The organism is Actinomyces ruminis (genome assembly GCF_002154335.2).
GTDB classification, from domain to species: Bacteria; Actinomycetota; Actinomycetes; order Actinomycetales; family Actinomycetaceae; genus Actinomyces; species Actinomyces ruminis.
Window position 1 is genome coordinate 12,881 of the sequence record NZ_MTPX02000073.1, and the last position, 19,000, is coordinate 31,880.

Sequence of the window (19,000 nt, forward strand, 5' to 3'; positions counted from 1 at the left end):
ACAGTAACGGCAGCTTTGTTCCGCGAACCCTGCTGGGAGGCCATGCATGTGCGATGACGCTGACAGCACCGATGGGGATACCCAGAAGAACCTCTACCGGGACGCTATCGGGGATCATTCCTCGGATCTCAATACGGCGATTGCCTTCTCCCTTACTCCGCCTAGTGGTTTCGGTCATGTCTGTACGAAGGTATGTCAGGACGTGGCAGCGGCCTGGAAGTCGCCGGCGGCGGAGGGCTGGATCGAGGGTGTCGACACGCTTGGCTCGAGTATCAAGACCGCCTTCAGTAACTACAAGGGTGATGTTGACGACGCATACGCCCAGGAGCCGGAGAACGTCGATGTCAACGACCCTGCGCAGTCTTGGAAGGCGGACTGGGAGTGACGCTGGGTCTGCCGCCCACTGGCGGTTGTTTCCTGGCCCTGTTTGAGGAGGATATGCGGTCATGACGTTGGTCACGGTCAATATTGAGGATCTACGTTCCGCGGCCACCTCTCTGTCCGGTCTTGCGGACAGTGTGGAGGACTTGTATGACACCAGCGTGTCGGAGGGACGCAGGCTGTACCTGTCGACGTCGTCCCTGGCGCAGGTTCCTGGTTACGTGGAAAGCCTGCAAGACGAGTCGACCTTCCTGTCGGCTAAGGTCGATTGGATCGTGCTGATCAACTCCGACAGTGAGGGCAACCTGCCCGAGTCCGGGGAGGTGAGCTACGAGGTCGATGGCGAGGACCCGGACACCCTGGAGGAGATGGAGACCGCCCTCGGCGAGGCCATCGCGTCTCTCGGCGCCGACATCGCCACCTCTGACTACGAGAAGGGCGATCCGCGCCTGGAGACCCTGAGCAAGTATCTGGACACCTGGGGCGGCAACGAAAACGTGAACGCCGCCCTGTTCAGCACCTTGGGCCCCGATGGGACGCTGGCGCTGACCGAGGCGGTGGGCAACCATGTGGGCCTGACCTACAGCGCCAGCGAATCCGAGAGCGAGATGGCCCAGAAGACACTCGCGCAGCTCAAGGACGGACTCGAGATCGCCACCAAGCAGTGGGAGCCCGACTACGCCCAGCAGTTCGGTGCCGACCTGGTGGAGGCAGCTGCGTACCCGGATCCTGACTCCTCTTACTACCGGCTTGAGAACCGCAATGAGTCCCTAACCTACCTCCTGTACGACACCACCGCAGGCAATAAGTTCATCCTGGGTACGGCGGAGAAGATGGATGAGCTACAGCACGAGGCCGACGAACGCGGCATGCCGAGCCCATGGAACTGGGGTACGCCGTCACGCTTCCTCCCAGCAATGATCAACGAGGCGGACGAGGCCTGGGCCCTGGACATTCCCTCGATCATCATGCACGACCTGGGAGGCCACCCCTACGCTTCCTACGAGTTCTTCTCCGGCGACGATGGTCGGGTCGACTACTGGGCGGGCCAGTACGCCTATGACAGCGGTGATCTGTCCGGTATCGCTGCCGCCCTGGACTCCGCCTCGACCTCCCCGTACCTTATGAGAGCCCACAAGCAAGAAACGGCCAGCATTGCCGCGCGCGGCCTTGAGGCCCTCACCGGCCGGGACGACTTCGGTGTCGAACGCAGCCAACGGGGAGTCGAGGGAGCCCAGTCACTTGAGCACATCCTTGAGACCTACATGGACTCCCTGGTCGACACTTATGCGGACTCACTTAGCAGACCCGGAGGAAGCGATCTGACCTACGACCTCACCACAGCAGCCGGCCAAACAATCGCCGACAGCCCCTGGTTCAGCGAGGAGACATTGGATGCGGTACTCGGAGTCGTCGGTCGCGACGGACAGGCCCTCATCGACCTGCGCACCGCCGTCAACAGCGCCGAACTCAAATCAGTGCCCCAAGGAACCACCCGTGACCAGCTTACTGTAATTGCAAATGACTGGGGCGCCACCGAGGGCAGCATAGCCAATGCCATTGGTACCGGCGCCATTGACGCGGAGAAATCAAACGATGAGTATGCGCAGGCCTGGATCGATCTGGCAGGCAAGCCCGCCTCCGAGCTAGCAGGCCTGGTCAAAACCTTCGCCCCACCGGGAACCACCAAGGGTGCTGGCTGGGCCTCGGACGCCTGATCAACCACCTCCAGGAGGAGGCAAGCAACACTTGGGCGAGCAATGCGGACGCAGAAACTGACAGGCAGGAAGTCATTGCTGACGAGGCTTACCGCTCCTACATGCGCAGGCTACTTTGGGCGGCTGATACCGCTGGCCTAAACGGATACCAAGACCCCAATTCCGGCCAAGAGCTGAACAGTGACAGCATCACCAGCGTTCAAGAGCCGGACGGCACCTACAGACTCATCACCCCGCAAGAATACGAACGTCTGAGCGACGAAGACAAGGCAACTGCGGACACCCAGCTGGAAAGCCTAGCGAAGAGCGCAGATGGAATGGGAACCGCTGGCGCCAACGTCAAGACCCACTTCGATCAGCAGTTCCAGGAACGCTACTCATGAGCCACACACATAGCTTTCGATCATTCTTGATTCTGGCGCTAGCGACAGGCATGTTAGCTGCATGCGGTCACGGTGGCACCGATCAGGAGGCGACCGCCACCCCGGAGCCAATCCCCGCCACCGCCCTGACACTCGCGGACATCCCCGGAGCAACCACACAGGCCGCCTACCACGGAATACGCATGGAAGTGCTCTGCAGAGGTATCGAAGAGGGCATTCGGAGTATTGCTCTGTCGTTAGAGCCGGACCACCCAGTCACCATCGGGTATGAAGTGGGTGATGCCACGGTTTATGAGACACTCACCCTCGGCCTGAACACTATATGGCCCAACGGGCGTTTCGCCGGTATTGCCAAGGATATTGCCGCTTGCGACGGCACTGAACTCACCACCCAGTACTGGCCCGAAGACATAATACAGTCCGGAGAGGGCGTCTTTCACGCCACTGCGGGTCTGCCGGACACTCTGGCGGGCTTCACCATCACCACGACCGGTGAGGATGGTGCCCAGCACCATATTGAGCGCATCTACGCCGCCGTCACCACCAACAACGGCGAGTACCCCGGCATTATCGTGCTGACCACCGTGTCCAACACCGACCAACCCGCAACACCAGCGCCCCTGGACCTGCTCGACGCCGCACTCCAACGCGCCGATGCGACCCTCGACCCCACCGCCATCACCACCGACCTCGGCCCCCACACCACACCCCAACCCACCAGCACCACCCAGCATTAGGTGCCGCAGGGCCTAGGCGGCGTTGCCGCGGGGCACCTGCACCCAGGACCAGGCGCCCGACCTGACCAGGATGCCACGCCCCAGGGGAACCGGCTGTCCCACCGAGCGGGGCAGCCGAGCGGACAGGGCTTCGCCGTCCTGGGAGGACCGCGGAGCCAGGATGAGTCCGGTCCGATTCCGCTTGATCAGGGTCATTAGCCCTCGGTACATCCCCGTCAACTCGTCCACACCACTGGCCACCAGTACGCCGCCGCTTTGGTCGCGGCAAGCCTTGACGTGCTCCTCGAGAACCGGCACGAGCGCGTGGTCGTTACCCAGCACGTCGTAGTCGTCCACCACGACGAGAGTCCGTGTGCCGTGGGCCTGCAGCAGCTCCCGCAAGTCATCCGCCTTGGCCGCAGAGTCAAGCACGGCCATGACACCGGGGCGCTCCCGGTATGCGCTCAACGGCGAGCGGCGGGCGAGTACGAGGATCACGGGGGCGCCGCCGTCCAGCGCGGTCTGCAGCCCGAAGCACAGAGCCGTGGACTTGCCCGAGCGCCGCGGCCCCGTCACCAGCACACCGTTGCCGATCTCATCCATGCGCAACGGAAGGACGGACAGCGTGTCGCCTCCCACTCCGAGCGCGAGCTCGCCCTCCCGCAACTGCGGTCCGAGCGCCAACGCTTCGGCGGTCGTAATAGCCAGCGGCAGCTCGTCCACGCGCGCGGGGCGGCGTGCCGCAGGGATCTCTCCCCAGCGCTGTCTGGATGCTTCGCCCTCCCGGTGCACCGCGGCCACCTGGGCGGTGCCGGCGGGGTCGGCGTCGAGCAGTACGAGCTGCACCTCCCGGGGGCTGACGCCGCTGCGGAAAGCGCGGCCGGGCGGCATGGACTCGGGCACGTCCCGGGAACGCATGCCGACGAGTTCGAAGTCCTCCGGCGCGGGCATGCGCAGCACAATCCGGTCCTCCAGCATCATGCCCATGCGACCGCGGAAGGTGCCGCGGTCTCCGGCGATGACCACGCGCAGCCCGACGGCGGGCCCTTCGCGCAGCAGCGTCTCCATCCGGTCCAGGAGCAGTCCGTTGTCAACCTGTTCGAAGCTGGCCTTGAAGCCGTCCCAGCGGTCCAGGAGCAGCAGCAGGTAGGGCATGCGCTCCGAGGGCGGGACCGCACTCCGCTGCTCAGCGACCGAAGCGAAGCCGCCGACGGCGAGCGCCTGCTGACGACGAGTGACCTCTGCGCTGAGCAGGTCAGTGAGTCGGCGCATCCGGTCCGGCTGGTCACGGGTGACCACGGCCCCCGTGTGTGGCAGGGACACCAAGGGCAGCAGCCCGCCACTGCCGGCGTCGATGCCGTAGATGTGGATGTCCTCCGGGGAGGCGGTGCGGGCGGCAGCCACGGCCAGTGCGCGCAGCAGGGTCGAGCGCCCAGAGCGCGCCGCCCCCGCCACGCCCAGATGCCCGGCACGGGTGTAGTCCCAGGTCATCAGACGCTGAGCCTGCTCGGAGGGGACGTCCTCCATCCCGAGGATCAGCGGAGGCAGCAGACCCTGTTCCAGGGGTTCGGCATCGGCCTGTGGGACAGTAGCCTCCGCTGCGTCCGTCTCCGACTGGGCAGTGTTCCGCCACTCCTCCAGCCCGTCCAGCGTCACGTTCTCCGGCAGCGGATCCAGCCACGGCCTGTGCGGAGCAGGTCGCCCAGTCTCTGCATGGGCCTGATTCATCGCGTTCACGAGGGTGGCAAGATCGGTGGGGACGGAGATGTCCTCCTCCAACTGAGGCGGAGCCGGCTCGGGACGCGACATCTCCACCAGGGACAGACGGCTGGCGCGCAGCGGCGCCTGCGGCAGAGCGCCCCGAGGACGCCCGCCGACCCGTGCGGCCTGGAACTGCCGCAAGCTAGCGTGCCCCAGCCGGGCGTAGGCACGGCCGGGTATGGACGGCGGGATCTGGGCGGAGGCCGCCGATTCGATGACGTCGTCGGAGTCCGCCTCGTCGGTTACACGCAGGGCAATGCGCAGGTTGGTGTTGGATTTGATTTCAGCAGAGACCACGCCGGCCGGACGCTGCGTGGCCAGTACCAGGTGCACGCCGAGGGAGCGCCCGCGGCGGGCGATGTCAACCAGCCCGGTGACGAAGTCCGGTAGTTCAGCTACCAGGGCGGCGAACTCGTCGATGATGATCATCAGCCGTGGCATGGCTCATCTCCGGGTTCCATCGCTGCCACGTAGTCCTCAATGTCCTTGGCGTCGGCGCGGGCGAGTTGCAGCTCGCGTCGGCGCAGCTCGGCCCCCAGGGATTCCAGCGCCCGGGCCGTGAGATGCCCATCGAGGTCGGTGACCATACCCACGGTGTGGGGCAGGCGAGAGCAATCCTTGAAGGCGGCGCCGCCCTTGTAATCGACGAGGACGAAGGTCATGTCATCGGGCGAGTTGCCCACGCACAAGGAGGCGATGAGCGTCTGCAGCAGCTCAGACTTACCCGAACCGGTGGTGCCGGCAACCAGCGCGTGCGGCCCATCAGCGCGGATATCCACTGCGAACAGCCCTTCCGCATCCTCACCAATGACGGCCCGGGTGGTGCGTCCCACCCGCTGCCAAGTCTGCAGTACGACTTGGGCGGATGGCTCGGGCATGCCGACGGCATCCAGAAACCTGGAGCTGGTCGGAATCGAGCCCTCGGCTCCCGCGGCGGATACGTCCCGGATCGGTGCCAGAGCACGGGCCACCCGCTCGCACCAGCCGACGGGAACCAGGTCAAGCACGACCTGCTCGACCTCGTCGCATCCGGTCTCGGATACCACTGCCGGGCCCGGTCCAGTGTTGACCACTGCACGGCACTCCTCCGGCAGTGCCGTTCGATCCACGTCCAGGCACAGCAAACGGATGCCCTGCTGCGGACCTTCACGCAGGACACGCACCATGCCGGGGAGCAGGCGCAGCGCCCGGGCCCCGTCCAGCACGACGAGCACACTTCCCGTTGCCTGTTTACCGTCTTTCGCCTGACCAGAATCGATCATCTCGAGCAGTTCATTAACGCGCCGCGCCACGGTCTCTTCATCCAGTCCGACGCGGGCCCGTGGGCCGGAGCCCTCAGGGTTGCGCAGGTGCGGTAGCCAACGCGCCCATTCCCACTCCGACCCGGATGCATCCGCCTGCTCCGGGTCGGCAAGTATGACCAGGCCCAACTCCGCTGGGGAGTGCAGCGCGGCGGCCTGGGCCAGCAGCCATGTGGCCGCCCGGTGGCGTTCCTGCCCGGCGACGCCGACGACGCCGAGCCTGCCGAGCCCGACCGTGACCGGGACGTCGGGGACAGTCCAGCGCAGCGGCTCCTCATACGAGGCGCGCGTGGGATCCTGTACTACCACCTCGCTGGGCACGTCCGCGGTACCTACACGCAAGTCCAGCCAGTCGGGATCACCGGGACGACGCTCCCACAGCCCCGAACGCGGGCCGGTGGCCCGCAGCAGGATCTCGGCCGGGTCTGGGCAGTCCCCGCGCCGCAATCCGCGTTCGTCCAGCAGGGCCCGGTGGGCGGCGGCCTCGGTGTCGGCCTTCTGCCGACGGTAGCGGCCCAGGTCCTCACGGTAGATGCGTTTGCGAGTGGAACGGCCCTGCATGCGGTTGGCCAGCATCAGGAGCGGTGACAGCACTACGAACAGCAGCGTCGCCGTTCTATGAGTGATCAGGTACATGCCACCGCCCATGATCAACGGCGAGATAAGCAGGGCGAGTGGGAAGGGCTGTTTGCGGGGCTGCTGCGGTTCGCGCGGCAGGGTGAACACCCGCTCGCGGGTTGGACGTGCCAGCCGCGGCGGACGGTTGAAGTCGATGGTGGGTGCGTCCGGCGTGGGGGTAGCCACGGCGTCCGCGGCCGGCACCGGGCCTATGGTCAACTGGGTGCGTCCGACGGCCAGCACTGCGCCGTCCTTCCAGATGGTGTCGGGCCCCAGCGGGCGCCGATCCAGCTCCAGGAACCTGCGGGGGGCGTCCGGTTCCTGCTCCTCCAGAGTCTGTACCGGGGCCACGTCGTCCTTCTTGCGGGCCTTGCGGCGCCGGCGCCGGCGTCTCTTCCCCGGCTCCGGCTCCTGTTTCAGACCGAGAACGAGTGGCCCCGGCAGCGCGTGCTTCCGTGCAGGGGCGGGGTCCATGAGCCGCTCCGCGGCGGCGTCGCGCGGGCTCAGCACCACCCGCCCGCCGGAGAACACGACCATGTCGATCAAGACGCCGGCCTCCTGCTCCTCCAGGCAGATGTCGGCTCCGGCGCCGCCGATCGTGTAGCGCCCCAGTCCGAGACGGCGCACCGCTCCCGCGCCCACGCCGGCAATTACGCGCACCTCAACTATGCCTCAGGCTCGTCCTCGTCCGCGACGGGTTCTCCCAGTCCCAGCGCCATGCCGTCGTGCACCGCCCCCTCCCCCAGCCTCGCCCGCGGATCCAGGCGGGTGGAGCCAGTCCATAGCGAGGGGACTGTACGGTTATCGGACGCCTCATCCTGTCGGTCGACGACGAGCTTGAGCGGCTGTTCGGGAAATGCGCGTCGGCGCGGTTCGGCCAGCGCGCGGTCAAGCGCGTCGGCGAGTTCGCCCACGGTGGAGTCTGGCTGCGCAGTAACGATGAAGTCATGCACTTGCGGTGCATCGATGGCAGGTGACTGAACGCTGAGTAGTACGCGCATGCGCTTCCAGACGGTCTCAGGCGGTGATTCGACGAATCGAAGTCCCGGGGGCCAGTTCCTCGACCAGAGCCGCGGTAGCCGGGTCCACATGCGAGACGTCTTCGACGCCGGCAAGGTCCAGCAGGGCGTCAATGCCAGCAATCAGCTCGCCTCGGCCGCGGTCGGCTGCCAGCCGCAGACGATCGCGCCACAGCCGCTGGTCCAGATCAACCACCTTCAAACCGGTGTCCACAGCGAGCGCCGCCCCGTCTGGGTCGGTGTCATGCAGTATTTGGGCGGCCCGATGGGCGGCATCGGTGATGAGTGCGTCAGCCTGGCGGGCGGTGCGCACGCGGGCCAGCCAGGCGTAGCCGCCGGACGGGAGCTGAGCGCTACCGGACCGCGTACCAGTCGCAGCGCCTCGAGCAGCAGCTCTGCCTCGCGGCGGGTATCGCTGTGTCGAGAGGCGGACAGCAAGGAGCGCAGCACGTCCCAGTCACAGACGACGTCGGGGCCGAGCACCAGCCGCCCCTCGCTGTCCTGGCGCACATGTGGGATGCCCTGGGAGTCGGTGCCAAGCCAGTCGCGTAGGCGCCGCACCGTGGCGGCCACCACGTCGCCGGTCACGCCGAGAGGCCAGAGCATGGCGCCGAGGGCCTCCGGGCGGATGCCCCGCGGGTGCAGGGCGAGGCAGATCGCTGCCTCGGTGAGCCGATCGCGGCGGTCCGGGTCGACCGTCCCCGGGGCATCGACGCTGGCAGGCCCCAGTACCAGGATCCTGATGACGGCCGAGCGCAACGCCACCGTGGACAGTGGAGCTGCGGCGGATCCGGCACAGGCGGACGGGAGTCATCGCCGGGAGGCGCGGGAGCCGCGGGCCCCAATAGGCCGGCAAGCGCATCGAGTTCCTCACCGGTTGCCCGGGTGGCGGTCACGGCTACGCCCAGAGGATCGATCCGCGCCATACCGGAGGCATCGATCTCAATGCGCCAGCGCGCGCCCCGGGAGGGTCCGGTCCTGACAAGGGAGAGGCCGCGTTGTCCCGGTTCCGTGGCTTCCTGACCGGAGGTCAGGACGAAGGTCTGCTGGGTGTGCCGCTGGCCGGTGAGGATGCTATCGGGCTCCATGGCCCGAACCTGCGAGATGTCGTCGAGGCTGGCCACGGCATGCAAGCGATCGCCGACGATGCGTTGCAGGACGGCGGGCAGTCCCAGGGTGTATGCGGGTGCACCCTGCGACCACGGATTGGTGCCGAGCTCGAGGGCGAGGGCAGTAATGAGTTCAGCAGCCATGGTGGGTTCTCCCCCAACCACCACATCGCCATCTACTGCCCCCAGGTTGATGAGAATGTCTGCCCCGTTCTCATCGCGGCCGATGGTCACCAGCCCAGGCAGGGTTGTGCCGCCGTCCACGCCGCCCACGGGCACCGCCGGCTCGTTTCCGACGGGAAGGCTCCAGGTGGCGCCGTCGTCGTCGCTGGTCCACGGGTGGGGCGGTTGTGGGAGCGGACGTGACAGGAGTAGCCGGCAGGACGCGTCATCCACGACGACGGCGTAGGGCTCGGGGTGCCCAGGCAAGGCGCCAAGGCCATGCAAGATACGATTCAATCGGTCGGAGCGTATCGGGTCGGCTCCCACCCGCATGAGGCGTTCGAATTCGAGCGCTTCCTCTCCCGGAGCCGCCAGTATGGCGCGGCGCCGCCGGTCGGCAAGGATAGCGGTGAAGGTGGCGGCCATGAGGGCGCCGATGGCGGGCAGCTGGGCCGGTGGCACGTCCGGCACCGCGGCGCCCACGTGGTCAGCGGCCGCCGCCGTGTCGCTTGCGCCCACCCCGGTGTCACTGCTAGCAGTACCACCGGGTGCAGTGGTATCCGCCTGCGTGGTCTCTTCGACGGGCACGGCGACGACGCGATCCACGTCCTGCGCGGATTCGGGCACGATCAGGTACCAGCCGGGTTGAATGAGCCGGGCGAGTTCGAGCGAGCGGCCGTCGGGCTGCACGCGACCAACGTTTAGGTCGTAAATCTGCTGGTACGCACGGCCATCGCCCAGGGTGCGCTCGGCGATGTCCCACATATTGTCGTGGTAGCGGCCCGCGGGAGGCTGAACCACGTAGACGCGCTGGCCGACGAGCTCGGCCCCGATGTCGGCCGGGAGCTCGGTATCACCGAGCATGTATCGCACCGTCCGGGCCTGTTCCTCCTGGTAGTCCACCTGGGCGCTCGCGCCAGCGCTGCCGGTAGCGGGGGGCACGTCCTGGCTGAGCGGCGCCGGTGCCGTGTCGGCGGAGACCTGTGTCTGCATGGCAGCGACCGGTGCGGGCTCGGGGACGGTGACCGGCGCCGCCGCGGCGGGAGCGGCGACGGCGCCCAGCACCAGTGCGGAAGTCACCAGCCGCCGTACAAGTGCCTGTGTGCCACCTGCCAGCGGTACATGAGCTGGCAGGCCGCGGCCGCGCAGCGCCGAAACCGCTTCGACGACGGTGCATGCCGTGAATTGCAACCAGGCAAGCCATACCACCCAGGTCAGTACGCCGAGCACGGTCTCGCCGGTGACCGCGCGGGTCAGCAGTGAGGCGTCCAGGTGTCGCGGCAACGGTGGCAGTCCCGCTTGCGACAGCAGCAGGCAGGGCAGGCCGATGATCACGGCCCCCAGCACTGACGCAGACAGGATCGAGCGCCATAACGGTTCGCGCTGCTCCGGGGTTGGCGCGCGGAAGCGAGCAGGTCCCGGCGCCGTGCGCTGAAGCGTAGGTGTCACATTTCCTCCTGGGTGATGCCGGCTGCGGCGTGGGCGTCACCGGTGACACTCACGTGCACGGTGCTCACGCCCACGAAGCGGAGCATGGTGGTGGGAACGTCCTCCTCCAGCGTGACCACCACGTCCTGCCCGGTCGCGGTGACAGTGAAGCGGTCCGCACCGATGCCGGTGGCGTTCAGGTAGCTGGATGCGGCTGCACGGGCCCCCGCCGAATCGAGGCCGATTCCGCCAGCACCGCGCAGTGACCCGGCGGAAACCCGTTGGGCGCCGGCACGGGCGGCCTGTTCTGCGGTGTCGGCCAGGGTGGCGCGAGCATTGAGCACCCTGCCGCCGTCGATGCATAGTCCCGCCAGGGCCATGAGCACCGCTACGACAATTACAGCGAATACCGAGGTGGAACCACGTTCCTTGCCACAGGCGTTCATCGGGTGCCCCGCCAAGTGTCTACCGGGGAGATGGAACTGGAGGTGACGGTGGTGGTTCCGGGCAGGAACACCAGGCCGAGGTCGGCCAGCCGCACCTGGCAGCTGACAGTCACCTCCACGGAGCCGCCGCGGGAGAAGCCGGACACGTCCGTGTAGGAGCTGCACTCGGCGTCGGCGGTATCGGCCACCGCCAGGCTGGAGGCGGCAGCAGCTGCCGCCGTGCCGGCGGAACGCTCCATAGAGGCGGCGCGCGCGGCATCACGGGCAGCAGCCTGGGTCATGCCCTCGGCGGAGACCCAGCGCCCCGCGGCGACAACGAGCATGACCACCATGAGCAGGGCGGGTGCGATGAGGACCATTTCCACTGACATGGTGCCGCGTTCTCCACGCCACCGGCTGCGACGGCGCACACGTCTGCAACAGGTGCGCACGGCGATCCTCATGCGTCCTCCTTAAAGGTCTCGATCGGTGCAGTAACGGAGGCCTCAACGCCGGGGGCGAGCCCGGCGACAATATCCATGGAGGCACCGGTCACGGTGACCCGAGCCTCGTCGCCATTTATGTCGATGTGAACGTCAACATCGGTCAGTGCACGGCCGCTGCCCACTCGCATGGCATAGCGGACGCCGTCGACCTCCGCCTGAGCGAGTTCCGCCGGCGTAGTACCACCCTCACGCACTATCCTGGCCGTTTCCCGGGCCGTGGAGATGGCCACCTCATGGCCGTACCAGGACAACGCGACCTGCACGGTGACGAGGATAATAAGCATGAGCAGCGGGAAGAAGACCAGGAGCTCCACCGAGGAAGCCCCGGTCTCCGCCCGCAGTCGTCTGCGCAGCCGTGCCAACACCACGATCAGTCGCCACCACCCAGGCTGGGCACCTCCAGGTTGGAGGAAGCATCCTGGACCAGCCCGTAAATAACGCGTCCGACCAAGGCGGCCAGGACGATGAGGAATCCAGTGATAATCACCCATTCGACCGTGGAGGCTCCCTTCTCACCATCATGGGAGCCAAGACGGCCTTGGACCGTGTCGGCAAAGTCACCGACGATGATTTGAAGCGCGCACATAAGGTGGAGCATGTTCGTTCCTTTCTACAGGGTTGTTCTTCTGGTTGTGTTCTTCTTGAGGGATCGGGTCATGCCAGAAGCATCACGTGCCGCCAATGATCCCGGCGAGGGCCGGGTAGACGAGGAACACGATGAAGCCCATGGCGATGATGAGCTGGGCCACCAGCATGGATTCCGAACTCTCCCCCGCCTTGCCCTCGGCGTCGGCCAGCTCGCGCCGCCGCATGCTGGTGGCACGTGCGGCCAGAGACTCGCGGATCTTGGCACCGTCCTCGGCAACGAGCGCGAGCGCGGCCGCCAGGTCACACAGCTCGTCGATCCGCAGTTGGTCCCCGAGGTTTCCCATGGCAGCCCAGGGGGTCTCACCGCGCAGGCGAGCCGCGGCCAGGGCGTCGCGGATGCGAACCATGGCCGGGTCGTCGGACAGGGTCGAGGCTGCGTCGAGGGCCTCGGGCACGCCCCGACCGGCGGCCAACGACATCGACACCAAGTCCAGGTAGGAGCCCACCACGTGCCGGAAGTCGCGGCGCGCCTCGTCGGCTTGTCCACGCAACCGGGCAGTGGGCAGGAGCAGGGCCAGCAGGCCGAGCACGAGGCACGCCAGGACCGGGGTCTCCCAGGAGGTGATCGTCCCGAGCGCGGTTGCCGTCCCCACCAGGACCAGCGGTGCCGTGAACGCGACCAGCCCGTACATCAGCGACGTCACCAGGTGCCGTTCCAGGGACCTGCCCATAACGGCAAGGTTGGCGTTCAAGGAGCCCAGGTCGATTCCGGTGCGCCGCAGTATCGCGGCCGCACGGAAGCCAACCACGTCGAGCCAGTCGGGTAGGGCGTGTTCAGTGGGATTGAGACGTCGAGCGTCACGACGCAGCCTGCTCTCATCCTGCAGCGTGTCCAACTCAGCTAGTGCGGGGGCGGGCTGTACCCGTGGCGGAGCGATGAGCAGCGCCAGCAGGAGCACCCCGGCACCACTGACGGCGCCACCGACCAGGATCCAGATGCTCATGCGGCCTCCCCGTTCGTGACGGTCAGGAAACGGCGTGGGAGCACCACGCCGGCAAGGCGCCGCATCCACATCAGGCCCACGGCAAACAACCCGACCACCACCAGCAGGACCAGCTGGCCCTGCACGCTGGCGTAGGGCTCCACGAAGCTGCGGTTGAACAATGCAAGCCCCAACATGACGACAACGGAGAACACGACGACGATCTGGGCGGAGCGCCGGGTCCCGGCACGGGAGGCGGAGACGCGCTGACGCATGTCCAGTTCGGCGCGGGCGGTGTCGGCCAACGAGCCGAGCAGTTGGCGCAACCCGGGGCCGCGCAGCCGGGAGTTCATGATCAGCGCCGATACGATCAGGTCCGCCGTCGGGTCGTTCAGATCATCGGCGAATTGGCGCAGTGCGGTGGCCAGGGAGACGCGGACACGCATCCGGTCGGCCAGCAAGGCCAGATCCTCACGGATGACCGGTGCGGCGGCATAGACGGTCGCCGGGATGGCCTGCTCCAGGCCGACGGCGCCCGCGATCGTGTCACGCAACGACTCCGCCCAGGTCGCCAGCGCCTCGATTTTGGCGGCCGCCTCCCGCTCCTGACGGGCACCGCCGAACAGCAGCGGCCACACCATCACCAACACGCCGCTGGCCGCCGCCAGCACGATCCAGCGAGTCAGCACCAGCAAGGCGAGGGCGACGCCGCCCGCCAGGATCAGCCGACGCAGTGGCCGGCTGGCGAGCAACTGCCGTGCGCCGCCAGCTCCCGGAATGCGGGCAGGTAGCAGGTCAACACCCAGGGCGAAGGCGATCAGCAGGAACGCCCCGGCGCCGATCAGGCGCCGGCCAACAGAGCGGGCATCACGGTCGAACTAATCACCGTGCCCCCTGGCTGTAGGCGGCCGCCGGGTCGTAACCGGCTTCAATCAGATCAGCGATGCATTCGATGGGCGCCGCCGGCTGAGCGTGACCGGAGCCGTCGTCGGCGAAGATCTCGCTGGACAGCACCCGTCCGTCGACGCCATTGACCTCGCGCACGGAGGCCACGTAACGGCGCATGGAACCGCCCTCGCTGAACCGGTTCTCGCGGGTGAGGAAGATGACGAAGTCGACCGCGCCCGCGATCAGCAGGTTGGTGGCGTCCTGCGGCAAGTGCTCGGCGGACTGGATGGCGTAAGTGGCGATGCGATTGAACACCTCCGCCGAAGAGTTGGCGTGGATGGTGGATAGTGAACCGTCGTTGCCCTGGCTCATGGCGTTGAGCATGGTGACGATCTCGTCTCCCAGCACCTCGCCGACGATCACGCGCGAGGGGTTCATGCGCAGGGAGCGACGCACCAGATCGGCCATCGTAATGGCGCCGGCGCCCTCGGAGTTGGGCAGACGCTCCTCGAAGGCGACCACGTTGGGGTGCAGGTCAGCGAACTCCCCCAGCCCGAGCTCGAGCGCGCGCTCGACCGTAATGAGTCGTTCTGATGGTGGGATCTCATTGGCGAGCGCGCGCAGGAAGGTGGTCTTGCCGGCGTTAGTGGCGCCGGCAATCATGATGTTCTTGCGGGCGCGCACCGCGGCCGAGCAGAAGGCGGCCAGCCGGGGGCTGAGGGTGCCCAGGCCAACCAGCTCATCCAGCCCCACCTTGTCCAGCCGGGCACGGCGCACCGAGACGGCGGGACGGGAACACACGTCCATGACGGCCGAGAGGCGGGAGCCGTCCGGCAGCCGCAGATCGAGCTGCGGGTTGGCCGAGTCGAAGGGGCGAGAGGCGAGCCCGGAATAGGAGCCGAGTACCTGGACCAGTTCGACGAGCTCGTCGTCGGAGTCGGCCACCGGCGCCCCGCGCTCCTCGCGTCCATCGGCGTACTGGATGAAGACGTTGTCATAGCCGTTGATGTCTACGTTCTCCACGTCGGGGTCCTCCAGGAGGGGCTGGAGTCGCCCGACACCGAACAGGGCGGCGTGAATGCCCTGGGACACTTCTTCCTCCGCCTGGGCATCCAGAGGACTGCGTCCGGCGGCGATCTCGGTGCGCGCGTACTGTTCGAGCACACGGCCGATCAGAGCTCGGGCGAACTGACGCTCGTCCTCAGGGGTCATGGGCGGGATGCCGGAGGTCGCGTCGTCGTGCCGCTGCTTGGCTAGCAGATCAGCAACCTCCTCACGCATGGTGCGCACAATGTTCTGGTCCACGCTCATCGTTGTCCCCCCACTCCTGTCAGCCCGGCGGCCAGATTCCGGGCGGAGCGCACCAGCAGCGTGCGGCCTAACGGCCGGGGACGGCGTCCCGCCAGAGAATCAGCCGCGTCGTCGTCGTGGGCGAGTACCCCCACTACGGGAACGTCCAGACCGCCGGAGTGCAGCAGGCGGCTCAGGGCGTCGGCCTCATGGCGCTCCTTCCAGGGAACGACCAGCAGCACGCCGAGTTCGGGCCGCTCGGCACGGTGCGCCGTCTCCTCGAGGATCCACCGCAGGCGCTCCCGGAGGTGCCCATAGTGGTCCACGCCGGGGCGAGCGACCAGCAGCAGGCGATCAGAGGCGAGCGCCACCGCTAGGCTGGGGGCGCCTGGTGTGAGTCGCCCGACGTCGGCGATAACGTCGACTGTGCCACGCAGACTCTGGGCGACGGCCGACCAGCCGGAGCCGATTGCTGCCGCCTGGTCGGGACGGGCCAGCCCGATGAGTACCTCCAGTCCGCCGTCGACGACCGTAAGGTGGTCCTCCAGGGAGGTCGCCGACTCCCTCCGAACCGCCGCAGCCAGTGACACGAGCCCCCGCGAAGAATCGACGGGCTGGCCGGACTGGGCGCGCAGCCGGTACATAAGATCCGAGCCGGCCGGGTCCAATTCGGCCAGCCGCACGTCACGCGGCCAGATGGCGGCCAACACGTGCGCGGCGGTAGTGGCGCCGGGCGAGCCCTTGGCGGAGGCGATGGACAGCAGCATCAGCCCTCCCCGATCGGCTGGTTGGAGGCGGTCAGGACTACGGCAATATTCCCGCTTGCACCGGCGGCGGCAAGCGCGGGGGCATCGGCGCTGTCGACAATCAGGGACAGCACGCATCCGGAAGTCCAGTCGTTGTCCGATCCGGAGGAAGAAACCGCGGTCAGCACCTGCGCACTGCCCACAGTGATAGATCCGCCGCCGACATCGACAACGTCCACCACGTCGCCCGCGGTAAGTCCGCCGGCGGGGAATCTACCGCTCTCGAGCGAGACGCCAACCACCTGCGTACCGGTTCCGGGCAACGACGAGTTCAGCAGCTGGGACGTATCGAACAACTGCCCCTTGGCGATCTCTACGCGGGCCGTACGCCCGACCAACTGCTCGGCCTGATTCGCCAAAATGAGTGTGTCGAGCGTGGAGGAGACCGGCGTGGATATCAGGTCATCCTCGGTGATGACCTGTCCCGCCTGGACCGTGCGGGCGGCGACAAGCACCTCGACCCGATGATCCGCGCGGGTCGCCAGCAGCCCGGCAAGCAGGGCCCCGCCAACAATCAGCAGCACTGCAAGCGCAGCCAGCAGCGGCCGCCGTTCCCGGGGCGCAGAGGGCAGCCGTGACGCCGCCCGCTCACGCCGAGCGCGGGTGGACGACACACCGCGAGCATCGCGGTCACGACGCCGGAGAACACGCCCGTCCTGGGGCTGAGACATGTTGGAAACCTCGCTTGGGAGAAGGATGAGACAGCCGTACGTTACCTCGAGTCCCCCCGTCACACCACGACAACTTTGTGAGCACGTTTGAGGCAATGACAACACTTCCAGCAAGTTGAGGATGCAGATCCGCAGAATCTAGCCACATCCTCGAAGTGACGCCGATAGGCAACCGACGCCTCACATGGGTAGTTCTGCCCAAACCACTTGCACCGACACCCTCGGCATGGAAACCTAACAGCTGCTCGGTACGCGAGCTTCATCACGTACCCATCTCTATCAAATCATGTGACAGAGATGCATCCGCACCCGAACCTTAGGAGTTACTAGTGGCAACTACCACCGCAGATCTCGACACCCTCGAAACTCTCTACAACACCCTCAAGGCCGATGTGGACTCCGCCCACTCGATCCACTCGGACACGGACACGGCACTGCAGAACGCCAACTGGGAGAGCCCCAACGCGCAGTCCTTCCGCGCCGCCTGGGACGAGTTCAAGCCCAAGCTCACCGCCTTCGAGGCTGTCCTTGCGGACGCTGCGACGGACGTGGCGCGCAACCACAACAACATCGCTGCGGCCAACGGCGTGACTGACGCCGCAGATCTCGCTGACGTCGCTTCGTACGACGCCTAAAGTCGTCTCGCAAGCGACAGACGTGGGGGCGGTTGGCGTCCGGGTTGCACGATCCGGCACGTCGACCGCCCCCGCCCATTAAGACCATCCTTCCAAAACGCACACGTCCTCCGAAGTCCACACCACACACAACCTGCGACCCAACTCTCACACTGCAGAGGCTTTCAATGACGTCAAGCCACCCCATCAGTATCGGCCGGGCTGACATACAGCCACCATCATCCACCCCTCGCCCCCGCCGACGCCGCCTGCCGGCAGGCCTGCTGGCCCTACTGCTGGCAAGCACACCCCTGGCGGCGTGCTCGTCGGGCTCGGATGAGAACAGCCTGGATATCCCTACTTATGACCCGGAGGCTGCGGCGTCTGCTGAGGCTTCAGAGTCAGCGGCCGCTGCCGAGGCGTCTGCGTCGGCTGCGGCTTCTGCTGAGGCGGCTGGTGTGGTGACTGCGGAGTCGCTGTCCACCGACCGCTACGAGGTTACCTCCATCCCTGAAGACCTGGATGAGCTGCAGACCGAGGTTCTCAAGGCGTTCGTCAACTACGACCAGGTCACCTGGAACATCTGGTTCACCGGCACCGGCGTAGAAAACGCCGAGCCGCTCACCACGCAGGAAGAGTACCAAGTGATTCAGGGCAGTTACGATGCACTTGCTGGCGGAAGAATTGATGGAACCGTGCGGCTCGCGGTAACTTCTGTCGCCCTGGCCGCTCCCTATGGTCCTACGTCGCAGGCCGAGATTCGACTCTGTGACGATCAGTCGGGTCTTACCGTCTACGATGCTAATGGCAATGACGTCAGTGTACCGGAAACAACTCAGGGACGCTACGACAAACTCATCCAGATGACCTATGAGGAAGGCGTATGGAAAACAGCCAGCGAGGAAACACTCTCAACCAACGAGTGCTGGGCGGAATGATGAAATACGGCCACCGAATCGTCAGTTCGCTTGTCGTGGTACTTACGTTCATCCCTTGGATCTTCGTTTCCTCGCCCGCATCGGCTGCAGGCGAATGGAGCACCGGCGGTTCGTCTTCTGGTTCAGTGTCTACGGGTGGGGATGGTTCGGTGACGATGACGGTCACAGCGACCTCCACGTCGGCTGCTTCGGATGGGTCGGCTGGTTCTAGTGGTGGGGTAGCCACATCGTCGCAGGTGGTGACCGCCGCAGTGCATCCGGTGTGCTGGTACGAGCAAAGTGGCACCGGGGCGGATCGGGCGGAGTGGATTGATTCGGGGAAGGCGGCGGAGTACATCCGCTTCAACCACATTGGTTCGGTGGAGGAGTACAAGACTCATTTCCCCGACTACGAGTCGTACGCCGACGACACGGAGGGCTACTGGTACATTCCGTACTGTGAGTCCCGGTACATGGCTGACGATGATGAGCGTGACTTCCGTGAGATCGCAGACGCCTACATCGCCGACCACGACCCCGTGTATGTGCCTGCCGGGCAGGCTCCCCCGGAGCCGGCGATCGATGGGGCGACTCTGGCTCAGGCGGCGTGGGATGCGGTGACGATTCCTACTGCGACGATCAGTTATAACCCGATGTATGGGGGTGTGGGGGCGACGTTTGTGGGTATGGATACCTGGGTGTGGGCCACCGGTGAC

The 19,000-nt window shown here is 66.5% G+C and carries 21 protein-coding genes and 1 pseudogene; 7 read left to right on the forward strand and 15 right to left on the reverse strand.

The genetic code is table 11. The features are described 5' to 3' along the window. Nucleotides 1-46: 46 nt before the first annotated feature. From BW737_RS15780 to BW737_RS13355, 4 genes are all read left to right on the forward strand, one after another. Nucleotides 47-385 carry a hypothetical protein gene (locus BW737_RS15780; RefSeq protein WP_143233392.1) on the forward strand — a complete coding sequence of 113 codons (339 nt, stop codon included), beginning with the start codon at nucleotides 47-49 and terminating at the stop codon, nucleotides 383-385. 61 nt (nucleotides 386-446) lie between these two features. After that, complete coding sequence (locus BW737_RS13345) at nucleotides 447-2,099, forward strand: hypothetical protein (RefSeq protein WP_086615757.1); 1,653 nt, start codon at nucleotides 447-449, stop codon at nucleotides 2,097-2,099. 101 nt (nucleotides 2,100-2,200) lie between these two features. Then, complete coding sequence (locus BW737_RS13350; RefSeq protein WP_086615758.1) at nucleotides 2,201-2,482, forward strand: hypothetical protein; 282 nt, start codon at nucleotides 2,201-2,203, stop codon at nucleotides 2,480-2,482. Beyond that, nucleotides 2,479-3,219, forward strand: coding sequence for a hypothetical protein (locus BW737_RS13355; protein ID WP_143233393.1), 741 nt, complete (start codon nucleotides 2,479-2,481; stop codon nucleotides 3,217-3,219). Before BW737_RS13350 ends, BW737_RS13355 begins: the two co-directional genes overlap by 4 nt. 12 nt (nucleotides 3,220-3,231) lie before the next feature. Here the strand turns inward: BW737_RS13355 and BW737_RS18860 are convergent, their stop codons facing one another. From BW737_RS18860 to BW737_RS13415, 15 genes are all read right to left on the reverse strand, one after another. Further along, nucleotides 3,232-5,400, reverse strand: coding sequence for an FtsK/SpoIIIE domain-containing protein (locus BW737_RS18860; RefSeq protein ID WP_257210845.1), 2,169 nt, complete (start codon nucleotides 5,398-5,400; stop codon nucleotides 3,232-3,234). Further along, complete coding sequence (locus tag BW737_RS18865; protein ID WP_257210846.1) at nucleotides 5,388-7,538, reverse strand: FtsK/SpoIIIE domain-containing protein; 2,151 nt, start codon at nucleotides 7,536-7,538, stop codon at nucleotides 5,388-5,390. The genes BW737_RS18860 and BW737_RS18865 overlap by 13 nt, the downstream gene beginning before the upstream one ends. A 5-nt stretch (nucleotides 7,539-7,543) precedes the next feature. Beyond that, nucleotides 7,544-7,831 (reverse strand): hypothetical protein, encoded by a 288-nt coding sequence (locus tag BW737_RS13365; protein WP_143233394.1) that lies wholly within the window; start codon nucleotides 7,829-7,831, stop codon nucleotides 7,544-7,546. A gap of 64 nt (nucleotides 7,832-7,895) precedes the next feature. Further along, nucleotides 7,896-8,093: a hypothetical protein gene (locus tag BW737_RS18870; protein WP_257210847.1), complete on the reverse strand. Its 198-nt coding sequence runs from the start codon at nucleotides 8,091-8,093 to the stop codon at nucleotides 7,896-7,898. A 2-nt stretch (nucleotides 8,094-8,095) separates the two neighbouring features. Continuing rightward, nucleotides 8,096-8,503, reverse strand: coding sequence for a hypothetical protein (locus tag BW737_RS18875; protein ID WP_257210848.1), 408 nt, complete (start codon nucleotides 8,501-8,503; stop codon nucleotides 8,096-8,098). Further along, nucleotides 8,482-10,617 (reverse strand): LysM peptidoglycan-binding domain-containing protein, encoded by a 2,136-nt coding sequence (locus BW737_RS13370; RefSeq protein ID WP_257210849.1) that lies wholly within the window; start codon nucleotides 10,615-10,617, stop codon nucleotides 8,482-8,484. The genes BW737_RS18875 and BW737_RS13370 overlap by 22 nt, the downstream gene beginning before the upstream one ends. Further along, complete coding sequence (locus BW737_RS13375; RefSeq protein ID WP_086615761.1) at nucleotides 10,614-11,042, reverse strand: TadE/TadG family type IV pilus assembly protein; 429 nt, start codon at nucleotides 11,040-11,042, stop codon at nucleotides 10,614-10,616. Before BW737_RS13375 ends, BW737_RS13370 begins: the two co-directional genes overlap by 4 nt. Beyond that, on the reverse strand, nucleotides 11,039-11,485 hold the full coding sequence (locus BW737_RS13380; protein ID WP_086615762.1) for a TadE family protein: 447 nt from the start codon (nucleotides 11,483-11,485) through the stop codon (nucleotides 11,039-11,041). Before BW737_RS13380 ends, BW737_RS13375 begins: the two co-directional genes overlap by 4 nt. Further along, nucleotides 11,482-11,895: a TadE/TadG family type IV pilus assembly protein gene (locus BW737_RS13385; RefSeq protein WP_086615763.1), complete on the reverse strand. Its 414-nt coding sequence runs from the start codon at nucleotides 11,893-11,895 to the stop codon at nucleotides 11,482-11,484. Before BW737_RS13385 ends, BW737_RS13380 begins: the two co-directional genes overlap by 4 nt. Before the next feature lie 2 nt (nucleotides 11,896-11,897). Beyond that, complete coding sequence (locus tag BW737_RS13390; protein ID WP_086615764.1) at nucleotides 11,898-12,125, reverse strand: hypothetical protein; 228 nt, start codon at nucleotides 12,123-12,125, stop codon at nucleotides 11,898-11,900. Nucleotides 12,126-12,195: 70 nt separating this feature from the next. Beyond that, a complete protein-coding gene (locus BW737_RS13395) occupies nucleotides 12,196-13,119 on the reverse strand; it encodes a type II secretion system F family protein (RefSeq protein WP_086615765.1) in 924 nt (307 codons plus the stop codon). Continuing rightward, nucleotides 13,116-13,850 (reverse strand): type II secretion system F family protein, encoded by a 735-nt coding sequence (locus BW737_RS13400; RefSeq protein ID WP_257210850.1) that lies wholly within the window; start codon nucleotides 13,848-13,850, stop codon nucleotides 13,116-13,118. The genes BW737_RS13395 and BW737_RS13400 overlap by 4 nt, the downstream gene beginning before the upstream one ends. A gap of 130 nt (nucleotides 13,851-13,980) precedes the next feature. After that, nucleotides 13,981-15,297 carry a TadA family conjugal transfer-associated ATPase gene (locus BW737_RS13405; RefSeq protein ID WP_086615766.1) on the reverse strand — a complete coding sequence of 439 codons (1,317 nt, stop codon included), beginning with the start codon at nucleotides 15,295-15,297 and terminating at the stop codon, nucleotides 13,981-13,983. Then, nucleotides 15,294-16,043 carry a CpaE/TadZ family protein gene (locus BW737_RS13410; protein WP_086615767.1) on the reverse strand — a complete coding sequence of 250 codons (750 nt, stop codon included), beginning with the start codon at nucleotides 16,041-16,043 and terminating at the stop codon, nucleotides 15,294-15,296. The genes BW737_RS13405 and BW737_RS13410 overlap by 4 nt, the downstream gene beginning before the upstream one ends. Next, nucleotides 16,043-16,696: an SAF domain-containing protein gene (locus tag BW737_RS13415; RefSeq protein WP_257210851.1), complete on the reverse strand. Its 654-nt coding sequence runs from the start codon at nucleotides 16,694-16,696 to the stop codon at nucleotides 16,043-16,045. Before BW737_RS13415 ends, BW737_RS13410 begins: the two co-directional genes overlap by 1 nt. Nucleotides 16,697-17,082: 386 nt before the next feature. Between BW737_RS13415 and BW737_RS13420 the strand changes: the two genes are divergently transcribed. The 3 genes and pseudogenes from BW737_RS13420 to BW737_RS13430 form a co-directional block, all read left to right on the forward strand. After that, nucleotides 17,083-17,388, forward strand: coding sequence for a hypothetical protein (locus BW737_RS13420; RefSeq protein WP_086615769.1), 306 nt, complete (start codon nucleotides 17,083-17,085; stop codon nucleotides 17,386-17,388). Between the two features lie 437 nt (nucleotides 17,389-17,825). Continuing rightward, entirely contained in the window at nucleotides 17,826-18,305 is a 480-nt protein-coding gene (locus tag BW737_RS13425; protein ID WP_086615770.1) for a hypothetical protein, read from the forward strand. A 236-nt stretch (nucleotides 18,306-18,541) separates the two neighbouring features. Then, nucleotides 18,542-19,000, forward strand: a pseudogene (locus BW737_RS13430) (hypothetical protein); the annotation flags it as partial.

Coding starts and splice junctions, on each gene's coding strand:
- BW737_RS13390 (WP_086615764.1), bottom strand. CDS start 12,125: ATGCTCCACCTTATGTGCGCGCTTCAAATCATCGTCGGTGACTTTGCC.
- BW737_RS13375 (WP_086615761.1), bottom strand. CDS start 11,042: ATGAACGCCTGTGGCAAGGAACGTGGTTCCACCTCGGTATTCGCTGTA.
- BW737_RS13395 (WP_086615765.1), bottom strand. CDS start 13,119: ATGAGCATCTGGATCCTGGTCGGTGGCGCCGTCAGTGGTGCCGGGGTG.
- BW737_RS13380 (WP_086615762.1), bottom strand. CDS start 11,485: ATGAGGATCGCCGTGCGCACCTGTTGCAGACGTGTGCGCCGTCGCAGC.
- BW737_RS18875 (WP_257210848.1), bottom strand. CDS start 8,503: ATGCTCTGGCCTCTCGGCGTGACCGGCGACGTGGTGGCCGCCACGGTG.
- BW737_RS13355 (WP_143233393.1), top strand. CDS start 2,479: ATGAGCCACACACATAGCTTTCGATCATTCTTGATTCTGGCGCTAGCG.
- BW737_RS15780 (WP_143233392.1), top strand. CDS start 47: ATGTGCGATGACGCTGACAGCACCGATGGGGATACCCAGAAGAACCTC.
- BW737_RS13410 (WP_086615767.1), bottom strand. CDS start 16,043: ATGCTGCTGTCCATCGCCTCCGCCAAGGGCTCGCCCGGCGCCACTACC.
- BW737_RS18860 (WP_257210845.1), bottom strand. CDS start 5,400: ATGCCACGGCTGATGATCATCATCGACGAGTTCGCCGCCCTGGTAGCT.
- BW737_RS13345 (WP_086615757.1), top strand. CDS start 447: ATGACGTTGGTCACGGTCAATATTGAGGATCTACGTTCCGCGGCCACC.
- BW737_RS13405 (WP_086615766.1), bottom strand. CDS start 15,297: ATGAGCGTGGACCAGAACATTGTGCGCACCATGCGTGAGGAGGTTGCT.
- BW737_RS13350 (WP_086615758.1), top strand. CDS start 2,201: ATGCGCAGGCTACTTTGGGCGGCTGATACCGCTGGCCTAAACGGATAC.